Source organism: Mycobacterium sp., assembly GCF_019247635.1.
GTDB lineage: Bacteria > Actinomycetota > Actinomycetes > Mycobacteriales > Mycobacteriaceae > Mycobacterium.
The window spans coordinates 38,310-52,503 of sequence record NZ_JAFBAR010000034.1; the positions used below are offsets into that span (position 1 = coordinate 38,310).

Annotated in this window: 12 protein-coding genes and 1 pseudogene; 10 read left to right on the forward strand and 3 right to left on the reverse strand. The window is 67.2% G+C overall.

The window, feature by feature from the left end; genetic code table 11:
• Positions 1–69: 69 nt before the first annotated feature.
• Genes lon through JO236_RS05560 form a run of 5 tightly spaced genes read left to right on the forward strand, consistent with a single transcriptional unit; the run spans position 70 to position 4,601 of the window.
• Positions 70–2,397: an endopeptidase La gene (gene lon / locus JO236_RS05540; RefSeq protein WP_293325848.1), complete on the forward strand. Its 2,328-nt coding sequence runs from the start codon at positions 70–72 to the stop codon at positions 2,395–2,397.
• A gap of 60 nt (positions 2,398–2,457) precedes the next feature.
• Entirely contained in the window at positions 2,458–2,847 is a 390-nt protein-coding gene (locus JO236_RS05545; RefSeq protein WP_293325850.1) for a nitroreductase family deazaflavin-dependent oxidoreductase, read from the forward strand.
• 9 nt (positions 2,848–2,856) lie between these two features.
• Positions 2,857–3,189, forward strand: a complete 333-nt coding sequence (locus JO236_RS05550) for a TfoX/Sxy family protein (protein ID WP_293325853.1) — start codon at positions 2,857–2,859, stop codon at positions 3,187–3,189.
• Between the two features lie 43 nt (positions 3,190–3,232).
• On the forward strand, positions 3,233–3,868 hold the full coding sequence (locus JO236_RS05555; RefSeq protein WP_293325855.1) for an endonuclease: 636 nt from the start codon (positions 3,233–3,235) through the stop codon (positions 3,866–3,868).
• A 7-nt stretch (positions 3,869–3,875) separates the two neighbouring features.
• Positions 3,876–4,601: a DUF72 domain-containing protein gene (locus tag JO236_RS05560; RefSeq protein ID WP_293325857.1), complete on the forward strand. Its 726-nt coding sequence runs from the start codon at positions 3,876–3,878 to the stop codon at positions 4,599–4,601.
• 172 nt (positions 4,602–4,773) lie between these two features.
• On the opposite strand, the gene JO236_RS05565 is transcribed toward JO236_RS05560, so the two are convergent.
• Together JO236_RS05565 and JO236_RS05570 are read right to left on the reverse strand one after the other, a co-directional pair.
• On the reverse strand, positions 4,774–6,846 hold the full coding sequence (locus JO236_RS05565) for an NAD-dependent epimerase/dehydratase family protein (protein ID WP_293325859.1): 2,073 nt from the start codon (positions 6,844–6,846) through the stop codon (positions 4,774–4,776).
• Positions 6,847–6,931: 85 nt separating this feature from the next.
• The gene (locus JO236_RS05570) at positions 6,932–8,416 is read right to left on the reverse strand and encodes an acetyl-CoA acetyltransferase (RefSeq protein WP_293325861.1); all 1,485 of its coding nucleotides are present in this window, start codon (positions 8,414–8,416) and stop codon (positions 6,932–6,934) included.
• A gap of 86 nt (positions 8,417–8,502) precedes the next feature.
• Here JO236_RS05570 and JO236_RS05575 point away from each other — a divergent pair, with 86 nt between their 5' ends.
• Positions 8,503–9,405 (forward strand): undecaprenyl-diphosphate phosphatase, encoded by a 903-nt coding sequence (locus JO236_RS05575; RefSeq protein ID WP_293325863.1) that lies wholly within the window; start codon positions 8,503–8,505, stop codon positions 9,403–9,405.
• Here JO236_RS05575 and JO236_RS05580 read toward each other — a convergent pair.
• Positions 9,392–9,910 (reverse strand): GNAT family N-acetyltransferase, encoded by a 519-nt coding sequence (locus tag JO236_RS05580; RefSeq protein ID WP_293325864.1) that lies wholly within the window; start codon positions 9,908–9,910, stop codon positions 9,392–9,394. The two genes, JO236_RS05575 and JO236_RS05580, sit on opposite strands and share 14 nt — an antisense overlap.
• 88 nt (positions 9,911–9,998) lie before the next feature.
• On the opposite strand from JO236_RS05580, the gene JO236_RS05585 reads away from it, so the two are divergent.
• From JO236_RS05585 to JO236_RS05600, 4 genes and pseudogenes are all read left to right on the forward strand, one after another.
• Positions 9,999–10,847, forward strand: coding sequence for an SDR family oxidoreductase (locus JO236_RS05585; protein WP_293325867.1), 849 nt, complete (start codon positions 9,999–10,001; stop codon positions 10,845–10,847).
• A 46-nt stretch (positions 10,848–10,893) separates the two neighbouring features.
• Positions 10,894–13,278 (forward strand): phosphoketolase, encoded by a 2,385-nt coding sequence (locus JO236_RS05590; protein ID WP_293325870.1) that lies wholly within the window; start codon positions 10,894–10,896, stop codon positions 13,276–13,278.
• A 20-nt stretch (positions 13,279–13,298) separates the two neighbouring features.
• Positions 13,299–13,964, forward strand: a complete 666-nt coding sequence (locus JO236_RS05595; RefSeq protein ID WP_293325878.1) for an MOSC domain-containing protein — start codon at positions 13,299–13,301, stop codon at positions 13,962–13,964.
• 74 nt (positions 13,965–14,038) lie between these two features.
• Positions 14,039–14,194: pseudogene (locus tag JO236_RS05600) on the forward strand (CPBP family intramembrane glutamate endopeptidase); the annotation flags it as partial.

Genomic DNA, 14,194 nt, shown 5'->3' on the forward strand with positions numbered 1-14,194 from the left:
AAAGAGGGTCGGGAACAAACCGGATCCGCCCAGGGTTGAGCGCAGCAGACTTAACCTTTGGAGGATTTGATGGCTGAAGCCAAATCAGTGCCGGTTTTGTTCGTTACCGACACGATCGTGTTGCCCGGGATGGTGGTGCCGATTGCCCTGGACGACGCCGCCCGGGCGGCTATCGACGCCGCTCAGGCCAGCGAGTCGGGGCAACTGTTGATTGCCCCCCGGCTGGAGGACCGGTACCCGAGCCACGGTGTGATCGCGAAGATCCTGCAGGTCGGCCGCATCGCCGGCGGCGGTACGGCGGCCGTCGTGCGCGGTGAGCGCCGGGCACACATCGGGGCCGGAGCCAGCGGGCCGGGCGCCGCGCTGTGGGTCGAGGTGACCGAGGTCCCCGAGCGGCAGGTGACTGACGAAATCAAAACGCTGGCAGCCGAATACAAGAAGCTGCTGCTGGCCATGCTGCAACGGCGTGAGGCCTGGCAGATCGTCGACTACGTCAACAGCCTGACCGACGCGTCAGCGTTGGCCGATACCTCCGGCTACGCGTCGTATCTGACCGACGTGCAGAAGCGGGAGTTGCTGGAGACCGAAGACGTGGGCCGTCGCCTCCGCACTCTGATCGAGTGGACCGGCGACCAGCTGGCCGAAGTCGAGGTCAACGACAAGATCGCCGAGGACGTGCGAGAGGGCATGGAGAAGACGCAGAAGGAATTCCTGCTGCGCCAACAGCTGGCTGCCATCCGGAAGGAACTGGGTGAAGGCGAACCCGATGGATCCGAGGACTACCGGGCCCGCGTGGAGGCTGCCGAGTTGCCCGAGAAGGTGCGCGAGGCCGCAATGCGCGAGGTTGGCAAGCTGGAACGCGCCAGCGACCAAAGTCCGGAAAGCGGCTGGATACGTACCTGGCTGGACACCGTGCTCGACCTGCCGTGGAACGTCAAGACAGAGGATTCGACCGATCTGGGAGCGGCGCGAGAAATCCTGGACGCCGACCACCACGGGCTCGAAGACGTGAAGGACCGCATCGTCGAGTATCTGGCCGTGCGGACGCGCCGCACCCAGCGCGGTCTGCAGGTCGTCGGCGGCCGCGGCTCCGGCGCGGTGATGGTGCTGGCCGGGCCGCCCGGCGTCGGCAAGACATCGCTGGGCGAAAGCGTTGCGCGCGCCCTGGGCCGTAAGTTCGTCCGCGTCGCCCTGGGCGGCGTGCGCGACGAAGCCGAGATCCGCGGACACCGGCGCACCTACGTCGGTGCGCTGCCGGGCCGGGTCGTGCGTGCGATCGGCGAGGCGGGGTCGATGAATCCCGTTGTGCTGCTCGACGAAATCGACAAAGTCGGCTCGGACTATCGCGGCGACCCGAGCGCGGCGCTGCTCGAGGTGCTGGACCCGGCCCAGAACCACACCTTCCGCGACCACTACCTGGATCTGGACCTCGACCTGTCCGACGTTGTTTTCCTGGCCACCGCCAACGTGATCGAGAACATCCCGTCGGCGCTGCTGGACCGCATGGAGCTGGTGGCTATCGACGGCTACACCGAGGACGACAAGGTGGCCATCGCGCGCGACTACCTACTGCCGAGGCAGCGTGAGCGCGCGGCGTTGAGCGAGGACGAGGTCACGGTGACCGACGCTGCGCTGCGCAAGATTGCCGCCGACTACACCCGGGAGCCGGGGGTGCGGCAATTCGAACGGCTGCTGGCCAAGGCGTTGCGCAAGGTGACCACCAAGCTGGCGGACGACAGCGGCCCGAAGGTCCGCAAAATCTTGGACGAGCCGGACCTGGTCGGATACCTGGGCCGGCCGCGGTTCACGCCGGAGTCGGCCGAGCGCACGGCGGTGCCGGGCGTGGCGACCGGCCTGGCCGTCACGGGGCTGGGCGGCGATGTGCTCTACATCGAAGCTGGCTCGACCGACGGTGAACCGGGCCTGCAGCTCACCGGCCAGCTGGGTGACGTCATGAAGGAATCGGCGCAGATCGCCCTGTCCTACGTGCGTTCGCACGCCGCGGAGCTGGGCGTGGACCCGAAGGCGCTGGACCGGCGCATCCACGTCCACGTGCCAGCGGGCGCGGTGCCCAAGGACGGTCCCTCCGCAGGCGTCACGATGGTGACCGCGCTGGTGTCGATGGCCACCGGACGCCAGGTCCGCTCCGATGTCGGCATGACCGGCGAGGTGACGCTGAACGGCCGGGTCTTGCCGATCGGAGGCGTCAAGCAGAAACTGTTGGCCGCCCAACGTGCCGGATTGGCAACGGTTTTCGTTCCCGCGCGCAACGCCCCAGATTTGGATGACGTCCCGGCCGAGGTGCTGGCGGCGCTGGACTTGCGACCGATGACCGACGTCGGCGAGATCGTCGCCCAAGCGCTGGAACCCACCACCGAGACGGTCGCGGCCGCCTGAGCCGGCACCTGGCGCCGCCGAGCGTGACCCCGGTGTCACGCTCGGCATGGTCGGCGTTTAATGGAGCGCGTGAACCTCAAACGGCAACTAGTGCATCGCGTTCAGCGTCTTGTGGTCAATCCGATCGGCCGCCAACTGCCGGTGACCATGCTCGAGACGATCGGCCGCAAGACTGGCCAGCGACGCCGCACAGCGGTGGGCGGGAGCCTGGTGGGTAACCAGTTCTGGATGGTCTCCGAGCATGGTGAGCACTCGGATTACGTCCGCAACATCAAGTCCGACCCGGCCGTACGGGTTCGTGTCGGCGGCCGATGGCGCAGCGGTATCGCGCAGTTGCTGCCCGACGACGACGCAAGGGAGCGGCTGCGGAGCCTGCCCCGGCTCAATAGCGCGGTGGTGCGCACTATGGGTAGTGACTTGCTGACCATCCGGGTGGATCTCGAGGACTGACAGCCGCCCGTGGCCTACGACCAAGACCTCGCCAACCGAATCCGCGAACTCCTCAGTGCTGAGCGTGGCGTCGAGGAGAAACGCATGTTCGGTGGGCTGGCATTCCTGATCGGCGGCAACATGGCCGTCGCTGCCAGCGGCAAGGGTGGCCTGTTGGTCCGAGTGCCGCCCGAGGAGACCGACACGCTGCTGGCCCGGGCTCATGCGGAACCGATGGTGATGTCGGGCCGGCAGGCCCGCGGCTGGCTACACGTTGGTGCCGACGGCGTGAAAACCAAACGCCAGCTGCGCAGTTGGGTCGTCAGGGGCACCGACTACGCGCGCGCCCTGCCGCCCAAGTAGCCGATGCGGTTTGCCGCCCCCCGGGGCGGGTACGCGGCAGGACATGAACGAGTCCAACCGAGTGGTGCAACGGTTGCTTGACGTCGCCGGCACCACATACGCGGCCGAGGCGGGAATCCGCCTCAAGGACAAACCGATGCCACTGTTTCAGCTCCTCGTGCTGTGCATGTTGGCCAGCAAGCCGATCGACGCCGCCACGGCCATGCGCGCCGCGCGGCAGCTGTTCACCGCGGGTCTGCGCACCCCGAAAGCCGTGCTGGCAGCGGATCGCAGCACCATGATCCGCGCCTTCGGCCGCGCCCACTACGTCCGGTACGACGAAAGCTCGGCCACCAGGCTGCGCGATATCGCCCAACGAGTCCGCGACGAATACTCCGGCGACCTGCGCACACTCGCCGACCGCAGCCACCACGACGTCGCCGCGGCCAAACGTATGCTCAAGGGATTCAATGGGATTGGCGATACCGGCGCCGACATCTACCTGCGCGAAGTCCAAGACATCTGGACCTGGGTGCGGCCATACTTCGACGACCGTGCCATCGCGGCGGCCAAGCAGATGGATTTGCCCACCGATCCCGCCAAGCTGACATCGCTGGCCCGACCGGCCAACGCCCGGCTGGCGGCCGCGCTGGTGCGGGCGTCGCTCGACGACGACGTGCGCCGGCAGGTAGCCAGCTGATCCAGTCGTGACCGTGCGGATCGGTACATCCGGGTGGTCGTATAACCACTGGACCGACGTCCTGTACCCACCCCGCCTGCCCGCCGCGCGCCGGTTGTCGCGCTATGTCGAGGTGTTCGACACCGTCGAGTTGAACGCCAGTTTCTATCGCTGGCCAAAGGATTCGACTTTCGCCGGGTGGCGTGATCGGTTGCCGGACGGCTTCACCATGTCGGTAAAGGCGCATCGCGGCCTGACCCACTATCGGCGGCTGGCGTCGCCCGAACCGTGGATCGAGCGGTTCGAGCACTGTTGGCAACTGCTGGGGGATCGCCGCGGGGTGCTGCTGGTGCAGCTGCATCCCGAACAGCAGCGCGATGACGCCCGCCTGGACTCGTTTTTGAGCGCCGTGCCTGCGTCGATCCGGGTCGCCATGGAGCTGCGCCACCCGTCCTGGAACGACCCGGCTGTCTACGCGGCGCTGGCACGACACCGCGCCGCCTACGTGGTGATGAGCGGTGGCGGGCTGGCCTGCATCCCCCGGGCGACCACCGACCTGGTGTACGTGCGAATGCACGGCCCCTATCCCGATGCGATGTACGCCGGTTCATACACCGCACGCCAGTTGCGACAGTGGGCCGATCGGATCACCGCCTGGCGCGACGAGCGACGCGACGTGTGGATCTACTTCAACAACGACCTGGGTGGCCACGCCGTGCGCAACGCGCTGTCTTTGCGGGAACTTCTCGGTTAACCCCGCCCGCGTGGGCTGAACCCGGCGCGATCGCGAAGCGAGCGCCCATCATGACCAGCTCGACCACATTCGGGCATTGCCGGTGGCGGACTTGCCGAGGCTAAGGCAGCAGAATCATTGTGCGACAAAAGCTTTGACGGACTCATGGTGCTCTTCGCCGCTGACTTGACCGCTATTCGGCCGGATTCCACGCGTGGTCGATGACATCGGGCGGTTGCTGAGCCTGGAATCGCTCGCGCTCGGTGCGGCGGCGTTTGATCCGTAACCGGGCATCGGCAGGCACGGTCACTAGTTCGTCGCAGGTCAGGTAGTACGCGTCGGCGACGGTATCGATCAGGTCGGCGGTGACGCGGCGCGACCCCAGTTCGCGCAATGTCACCCGGAACTCGTGGGTGTAGCGCAACGTGGTGTCGTGCGCCAGTTCACGGGAAGCGCGGACGCTGTCGGCCCACCGTTGGGACAGCGACGGCGTCGGCGCGGGTTCGGCCGGCACCGACGCCAGTTCCGATGCCGCCACCAGCAGCAGCGCCGGGTCGTCACCAAACGTTGGGTTGGCCAACTCGGCTTCCCCTGGACCGCGGTGTGCGACCTGGGCGACCGCGGCTTCGACAGCCGCAGCGGCTCGCGGTGACAGCGCACGGACACTGCCCAGGTTGCCCTCCCGGGCCAGTGCGCACAGTGGCGGATCAGCGCGCAAAACCGTTGCCAGGGCCGCGATTTCGACACTGACGCGGCTGCTTTCCATGATCGCCCCCAGCCCGGACACGCCGGACCCCCGCACACCCGTGTCGATTACCCACAGGCCGGTGAGGATCCAACCTTGGTGAATCCGGTCCCGCAACAACCGAATCCGTACTTCCAGGCCGGCGTTCGGCAGCTCGGCGAGCTGCTCGGCGTCCAGGTGCTCTGCCATGGCGGCGGTGTGATAAGCCCTCGTGTCGGCCCGGAGATGGCGCATCAAGGCAAACGAGCGGGCGGTGACGACCGTCTTGGCGACCGACCCCAGCGCTCCGTCCGCGAGCGGTGGTTTCCCGAACGGCAGGAGGTCGCCGACCCGCGGTTGCTCACCCAGGGCTTGCTGGGCCACGGCCTCTTCGTTCCAGCCGGGCAGTTGGGCCGCCGCAACGAGGTTCGCCGACACCCCGACGTAGGGGCGGTGGCCGAAGACCGCGATGGCCCTGCTCGTCCATTCGTCGGCGACCACGTCGCCCAGCGCCAACACCCGTCCCATCGCGCGACTGGCCATGTGCAGGCCACTCAACTGAACGTCCAACGTCATCGGCGTCAACGGTCCGGGCAGCGCCTCGGCAAGGCTGGTCGCGCTGAAAACCGGGAACCTCGGGTCGATCCGGTCGTCGAATTCGCCTTCCATCCCGTCGGGTGCGGCTGAGCGCAGGGGCAAATCGTTGGCGGGCTCGAGCCACGGCAGCGGCTCCACGGGCAGCGCCAGTTGACCCGATGAGTCGGTCGCGCCCGCGGGCCCGAGCCTGCGGCCCACCAGCCCACGGCCCGTATCGACGAGCGCCTGCAGCGCCTGCCAGCCGTACTCGAAGCCCCAATCTTCTTGTGCCGCAGTAATATCCATCTCCGGAATCAGGTCTGCCCAGCCGTGCACCCGGTGCAGCCGCAACCGCGGATCGACGGAACGCAACAGCCGCCACGCGGTGATCACGTTGGTGGTGTCCGGGGTGGCCAGGTCCACCGTCCCGGTGCGGTCGGTGCTAAGCGCCAACACCAGGAAGCGGACCAGATCATCGAGATGCAGCACCCGCATCGGCCGCTCTGAGACCTTGGCCCGCAGCACGGAGGCGACGGTGCGGCAGACCATCCAGTCGAGTTGGCGACCGACAGGCGGGGCGACGCGGATGACCAGGCTCGGTGCCCAACCCGTCGACACCAACGTCTCAGTCGGTCGGTACAGCTCCGGCGGCCCCGCCGCCTGAGAGACATACAACAGCCTCGCACCGGTGCGAGCGGCCGCATGGGCCACATGCGCGACGCCGCTGAGGCCCGCGCCACCGGGCGCGGTGTCGTCAAGCGGGGCGAGGTGGATCACCGCGTCGGCTTCGGCGGCCAGGTCCTGAAGCACCGGGTCGCGCAATGACGCGCGAACGAATTGGACGCGGGGATCCAGACGGCCGTGCGGGCGCTCGGCGATGCCGCTGACGGTGTGCCCCGCCGCGATCAGCTGTCGCGCGACGAACCGCCCGACGGTACCGGTGGCGTCGGTAACCAGGACCTGCACCTGGTGTCACCTCCCCTACCTCGCACCATCGACAATATGCAAGTCGTTGCAACCCGCGCGACCGTTACCGCCGCCGCGCGTGCTGCTACTGCAACGTCGCGCTGCCGTCCGCGGCGACGGCAACCTTGCTACCGGCGATATCCTCACTCACCGACGCTTGCACCGCAGCGCGAGCGGTGAGCTGCGCCAGCGTGCGCTCACCGTCGGGCGTGAGCACCGCCACGAAGGCCATCTGCGGTTCGCCGTCCCGGTCGAACGGCGTCGTCCACGATTCGACGGTGCCGATCCCCTCCCACTCCACCAACCCGTCGCGGGTGGGCTCCTGATCAACCAGCGATTGCACGTCTTGCCAACGGAATTCGTCCGGCGGTTCGGCGCCGTAGACGCCGAAGCTGTGCTTGGTCAGGTACCCCCCGTTCGCGGTGATTAGGCCACGGCGCCCGGGATTGGCCGCCAGCAATTCGGCCATGGTGGCGATCGAATGCAGCACGTAGTTGCTCCATGGGCCACCGGCGAAAGTCAGACCTCCGGTGACGGTGAGCGGCCGGCCGGGATCGTCGACGGCCAGTCCGAGCTCGGCGGCGGCGACTTGGACAGCGGACGGAAAGCAGGAGTACAGGTCGACGTAGTCGATGTCGTCGATCGCCCGGCCGGCCAGCTCCAGCGCCCGCGCGCCGGCGATCCGTATGGCGGGCGAGCGGTGCAGTTCGGCGCGCTCGGCGACGGCGGAGGTGTCGTGTGCGTCGGTGCCCGCGTGCGGATAAACCCACTTTTCCTCCGGGACCCGCAGTCGCCTTGCCTGCTCCACCGACGCCAGGATGAGCGCTGCGCCCTGGTCGACCATGTTGTTGGAGTTCATCAACTTGGTGTAGGGCCAGCTGATCATTCGGTTCTGCGGGCCGGGGCGGGTGATTTCCTCGGCGGTCACCGGGTTGCGGATCCAGGCGTGCGGATTATCGACCGCGACGGCGTTGAAGCGCGCCCACAATTCACCGATGCGTCGCCGGTGATCCTCGATCGACTCGCCGTTGGCGATCCGCAACGCCTGCTCGAACATCGGATACACATAGCCGGGCCGGTCCAGCTTGATTCTGATCTCGGCGTCGCCGGCCATCGGCACGTCGTCGCCGGCCACGTCGGCCATCGGAACGGAGTCGTCCTGCGTCGTCCACACCAGCTTGCTGCCTTTGGCGCGCAGTCCCCTACGGGTGCGCCAGGTTTCGGCGCCGGCCAGCAGCACCACGCCGGCCCGGCCCCGCTGGATATCCAGGCAGGCTTGGTTGACCAGCGACTGCGGCACGTTGCCGCCCACGCGGCTGTACAGGGTGGTGAAGTCGCTGGCGTGGATCCGCTGGCCGAGCAGCAGCCCGGGATCGCGATACTGCGCCGACAGGATGTTCACCACGCGGATGGAGTCGACGCTCTCGAGCGTCTCGGAATCACCAGCCCGCCTGGCGGCCGCGACCATCAGGTCGATCGGTTCGACGGATCGCGTTTCCGGGTCAATTTCGTCGCGGTGGTTGACCTGCCCGTAACCGATCAAAACGGGTGTCCGGGGGGCAACGGGCATGAGTCGAACCTATCGCGGCGGCGATTCGGGTCGCCGCCGGCCATGGGGTCGAGGACAAACCTGACCGGCTACTCTCCGTGAGGACTATGAGCGCGCACTTGAGCTACCTCGAAGCGGTGATCGTGGGCGCTGCCCAGGGCGTCACCGAACTGTTTCCTGTCTCCAGCCTGGGGCATTCGGTGTTGGTGCCGGCGTTGCTCGGCGGGCAATGGGCCCAGGACCTCAACGTCTCCGCCCCGCGATCGCCCTACCTGGCGTTCGTCGTCGGCCTGCACGTCGCCACCGCCGCCGCCCTGGTGGTGTTCTTCTGGCGCGACTGGCTGCGCATCGTGGCAGGCTTCGTCTCCTCGCTGCGGCATCGCCGAATCCGGACTCGTGACGAGCGGCTGGCGTGGCTGATCGTGGTCGGCACCATCCCGGTGGGCCTGGCCGGGCTGGCCCTTGAGCGGCTGTTTCGCACCACGCTCGGCAGGCCCATCCCGGCGGCCGTGTTCCTGATCCTCAACGGCATCGCCATGTATGTGGGTGAGGTCCTGCGGCGCCGGGCCGCCACCGAAACTGCCGAACTCGAACAAGTACACGGCCGTGAAGCCGTCGACAACCGGCTTGCGGAGGTGCCGCTGGGCCGGGGTGTGCTGATCGGATCCGCCCAAATCCTCGCCCTGCTGCCCGGCATCAGCCGCTCCGGCATCGCCATCGTCGCGGGCCTGTGGCGGGGACTCTCGCACGAGGACTCGGCGCGCTTCTCCTTCCTGCTCGCGACGCCCATCATCCTGGCCGCCGGCGTCTACAAAATTCCCGAACTGTTCGGGCCGCTGGGGGCCGGAATCGGGGGTCAAGTGCTGGCAGGCAGCATCGCCTCCTTCGGGTGCGCCTATCTCGCGGTGCGCTACCTGACTAGGTACTTCGAAACCCGCACCCTGACACCGTTCGCCGTCTATTGCGTCCTGGGCGGCGGCGCCAGTCTGGCGTGGCTCACCCTGCGCTGACCCCCATGCTCCGTCGATAGCGCACCTCTTCCGCCGGCACGTTGCCGAACACCGCCGTCTTGCGGGTGCCGTCAAAGCTCCACCCGTCGCGTTCGTAGAACCGCCGAGCGCGGACGTTGCCGTCCAGCACCCACAGCACAGCGACCGCGACACCCCGTCCGCGTAGCCGCTCGCGGGCGGCGCTGATGAGCCTGCGCCCGATCCCGGTGCCGACGTGTGCGGGAGCGACGTAGAGGGCCATCAATTCACCGAAATTCGGCAACTCGATGTCCCTGCACAGGCCGATTGTGGCGAAGCCGCAGATCTCCGGATCGTCGACCGCAACCAGCGTGGACGGCCAAAGCCCCACGCGGCCAAAGGTATATCGGCGGGCGAAGTCGTCAGGAGCCAGCGCGTCAAGGTAGTCCTGGGCGATGAGGCCGCGGTATGCCGTCTGCCATGACTGGACGTGCACCCGTGCGACGGCGTATGCGTCGTTCGGGACGGCCGGGCGCACCTCGGTCATCGTCCCAGTATCGACGGCGTTATTGCGCAGCTCGGGTTCGAGTGCTGTGCTTACTGAGTTGACACCCGTCAAGAATTGGAGCGCGGACGTGGCGGACACGGAATCGGTCGGGGCCAAAATTCACGACAAAGTCATTGTCATCACCGGCGGGGCGCGCGGGATCGGACTGGCCACCGCGACCGCGCTGCACCAACTGGGCGCCAAGGTCGCGATCGGTGACATTGACGAGGCAATGGTGAAGGTGTCCGGCGCCGACCTCGGCCTCGAGGTGTACGACAAACTCGATGTCACCGATAAGGATTCGTTCGCTGACTTTCTCGACCAGGTCGAGCGACAACTCGGACCGATCGACGTCCTGATCAACAACGCCGGCATCATGCCCGTCGGTCGCATCATCGACGAGTCCGATGCAGTCACTCGGCGCATTTTGGACATCAACATCTACGCCGTGATCCTGGGCAGCAAGCTGGCGGTGCAGCGCATGCTCCCGCGCGGATCCGGACACGTCATCAACGTCGCTTCGATGGCCGGGGAGCTCTACGCCGCCGGGCTGGCCAGCTACTGCGCCAGCAAGCACGCGGTGGTCGCATTCACCGATTCGGCAAGGCTCGAGTACCGCAATGCCGGCGTGAAGTTCTCGATGGTGTTGCCGTCGTTCGTCAACACCGAACTGACCGCGGGCACCAAGGGAGCCAGAGGATTCAGGAACGCCGAGCCGTCAGAAATCGCCGACGCGATCGTCGGGCTGGTGGTTCGCCCCAAGCCGCGGGTGCGCGTCACCAAGGTGGCCGGCGCGATGGTGGTGTCGCAGAGGTTCATGCCGCGCGCACTCGCCGAAGGCCTCAACCGGCTCCTCGGCGGCGAGCATGTTTTCACCGATGACGTCGACGTCGAACAGCGCAGGGCCTACGAGGCCAGGGCGCGGGGCGAAGAGTAATACCCACGCAGGGCACCGCTCACCGGGGGCGTGGAGAATCGGCCAGATGAGCCCCGCAGCCCTTTCCGACGACGAACTGACCCACCTCGACGCGTACTGGCGCGCCGCCAACTACGTTTCCGTGGGGCAGATCTACCTGCTGGACAACCCGCTGCTGTCCGAGCCGCTGGCGGCCGAGCATGTCAAACCCCGGCTGCTGGGACATTGGGGCACCACGCCCGGGCTCAACCTCCTCTACGCGCACCTCAACCGAATCATCCGCGACCGCGACGCCAACGTCATCTACATCACCGGGCCCGGCCACGGCGGCCCCGGTTTGGTGGCCAACGCCTATCTCGAAGGGACCTACAGCGAGGTCTACACCGGGATCGAGGAAAACACCGACGGGTTGCGAAAGCTGTTCCGCCAGTTCTCCTTTCCCGGCGGCATCCCCAGCCATGTCGCCGCCCAGACTCCGGGATCCATCCATGAAGGCGGCGAACTCGGCTACGCGCTGGTGCATGCGTACGGCGCCGCCTTCGATAATCCCGACCTGGTGGTCGCCTGCGTGATCGGTGACGGCGAGGCCGAGACCGGGCCGTTGGCCGCCGGCTGGCACTCCAACAAATTCCTGAACCCGGCCGTGGACGGAGCCGTGCTCCCGATCCTGCATCTCAACGGATACAAGATTGCCAATCCGACTGTGCTGGCGCGTATTCCGCACACCGAGCTGGAATCGTTGTTGCGCGGCTACGGGTATCGGCCGATCACTGTCTCCGGCGAGCAACCCGTCGAGGTGCACCGGCAATTGGCGGCCGCGTTGGACGACGCGTTCGACGACATCGCGACCATTCAGCGCGCGGCCCGCAGCGGTGAGCGGACCGACCGGCCGGTGTGGCCGATGATCGTGCTGCGCACCCCGAAAGGCTGGACCGGGCCCAAGCTGGTGGACGGCGAGAAGGTGGAGGGGACCTGGCGGTCACACCAGGTTCCGCTGGCGGCAACGCACGAAAACCCCGAGCACCGCGCGCAACTCGAAGAGTGGCTGCGCAGTTACCACCCCGAGGAGTTGTTCGACGCGCACGGCTCGCTGCGAGCCGAACTGCGCGCGCTGGCGCCGAAAGGCCAGCGCCGGATGAGTGACAACCCGCACGCCAACGGCGGGCTGTTGCTGCGCGACCTGGATTTGCCCGACTTCCGTGACTATGCGGTCGAGGTCACCCAGCCGGCGGCCAAAACCCATGAGGCCACCCGCGTGCTGGGAACTTTTCTGCGCGACGTCATCACCCGCAACCTCGACCGCTTCCGGCTCATGGGCCCCGACGAGACCGCCTCCAACAGGCTGTCCGCGGTCTTCGAGTCGACCGACAAGGTCTGGCTTTCCGAAACCGGACCCGACGATGACCACCTGGCCCCGGACGGCCGAGTGATGGAGGTGCTGTCCGAACACCTGTGCCAGGGCTGGCTGGAGGGCTATCTGCTGACCGGCCGCCACGGTCTGTTCAACTGTTACGAGGCGTTCGTGCACATCGTCGACTCGATGTTCAACCAGCACGCGAAATGGCTCTCCACCAGCCGCGAGCTGCCGTGGCGGCAGCCCATCGCGTCGCTGAACTACCTGCTGAGCTCGCACGTGTGGCGCCAAGACCACAATGGGGCGTCGCATCAGGACCCCGGATTCATCGACCTGGTGGCCAACAAGCGCGCCGAAGTGGTACGGGTCTATCTGCCTCCGGACGGCAACACGCTGCTGTCCGTGGCCGACCACTGCCTGCGCAGCCGGGACTACGTCAACGTCATCGTCGCCGGCAAACAGCCGGCGTTGTCGTACCTGTCGATGGACGAAGCGATCCTGCACTGCACCCGCGGGCTGGGGATCTGGGAGTGGGCCAGCAGCCCGGGATGTGCGGGGTCTGAGCCTTCGGTGGTGTTGGCCTGCGCCGGGGACGTCCCCACCCTGGAGACGCTGGCGGCCGCCGACATCCTGCGACGGGAGCTGCCCGATCTCAGGGTGCGGGTGGTCAACGTCGTCGACCTGATGCGCCTGCAGCCGGATTCCGAACACCCACATGGGTTGCCCGACAAGGAGTTTGACGCGTTATTCACCAGCGACAAGCCGGTCATCTTCGCCTATCACGGCTATCCGTGGCTGATCCACCGCCTCACCTACAGCCGGACCAATCACGGGCACATGCATGTGCGCGGGTTCAAGGAGCGCGGCACCACGACGACGCCGTTCGACATGGTGATGCTCAATGACCTGGACCGCTTCCACTTGGTCATGGACGTCATCGACCGCGTCGAAGGGCTGGCCAGCCGGGCCGCGGTGCTGCGCCAGCGGATGGCCGATGCCCGCCTGGCCGCGCGTCGGTACACGCGTGAGCACGGCGAGGACGACCCGCAGATTGCAAACTGGACCTGGGAGTTGAGCGAGCGGAACGAACGGCAGTGAGAGACGGGAGCGACGGGAATGTGTTGGCGGTCAACGTCGCTCGAGTACGAGCGAATCCCGATCCGCGCGCGCACTCGAAAATCACCGGCATCGACAAGGTGCCGGTGACACACGCGGTCATGGTGCGGGCACCGGGGCCGATGCACGGTGGCCTTGGCAGCGGACTGGTCGGCGACACGATCGGTAATCCAAAGCTCCACGGCGGTGACGACCAGGCGGTCTACGCGTACGCGCGCGAAGACCTCGACCACTGGGAAGCTCAACTCCAGCGCACGCTCAGCGACGGAATCTTCGGCGAGAACCTGACCACCTCGGGAATCGATGTGACAGGAGCGCGCATCGGTGAACGCTGGCGCGTTGGCACCGACGGCTTGGTATTGGAGGTCTCCGCCCCCCGGACACCGTGCCGCACGTTCGTGGCATTCCTGGGTCTGAATCACTGGATCAAGACGTTCACGCAGGCAGCAAAGCCCGGCGCCTACTTTCGCGTCATCTCGCCCGGGACGGTGCGTGCCGGCGACGCGATCGCCATCGATTACCGTCCCGACCACGACGTGACCATCGGCCTGGCATTTCGCGCCCGCATGACCCAGCCACAGCTTCTTCCCCGGCTGCTGCTGGCAGACGGGTTGTCGGCCGAGCTCAAGGACTATGCCCGTCGGCGGTTGGCGGCCAGCGGCGGTTGAGTGGCGATCGCAAGCGGGTCGCCACCATAAAGCCGCCTGAGCCGGCCGGACCCGAAGGTAGACTCGGCCGGACGATGTCCGAGCACGAATCCCCCGCAATGGTCGAGCCGTTCCGGCTCTACGCGGATGTGGCCGTCGTGGTCGCAGTGCTGGTGGTGACCAACCTGCTCGCGCACTTCACCACGCCATGGGCGAGTGTGGCTACCGTCCCGGTCGCCGCCGCCGGGTTG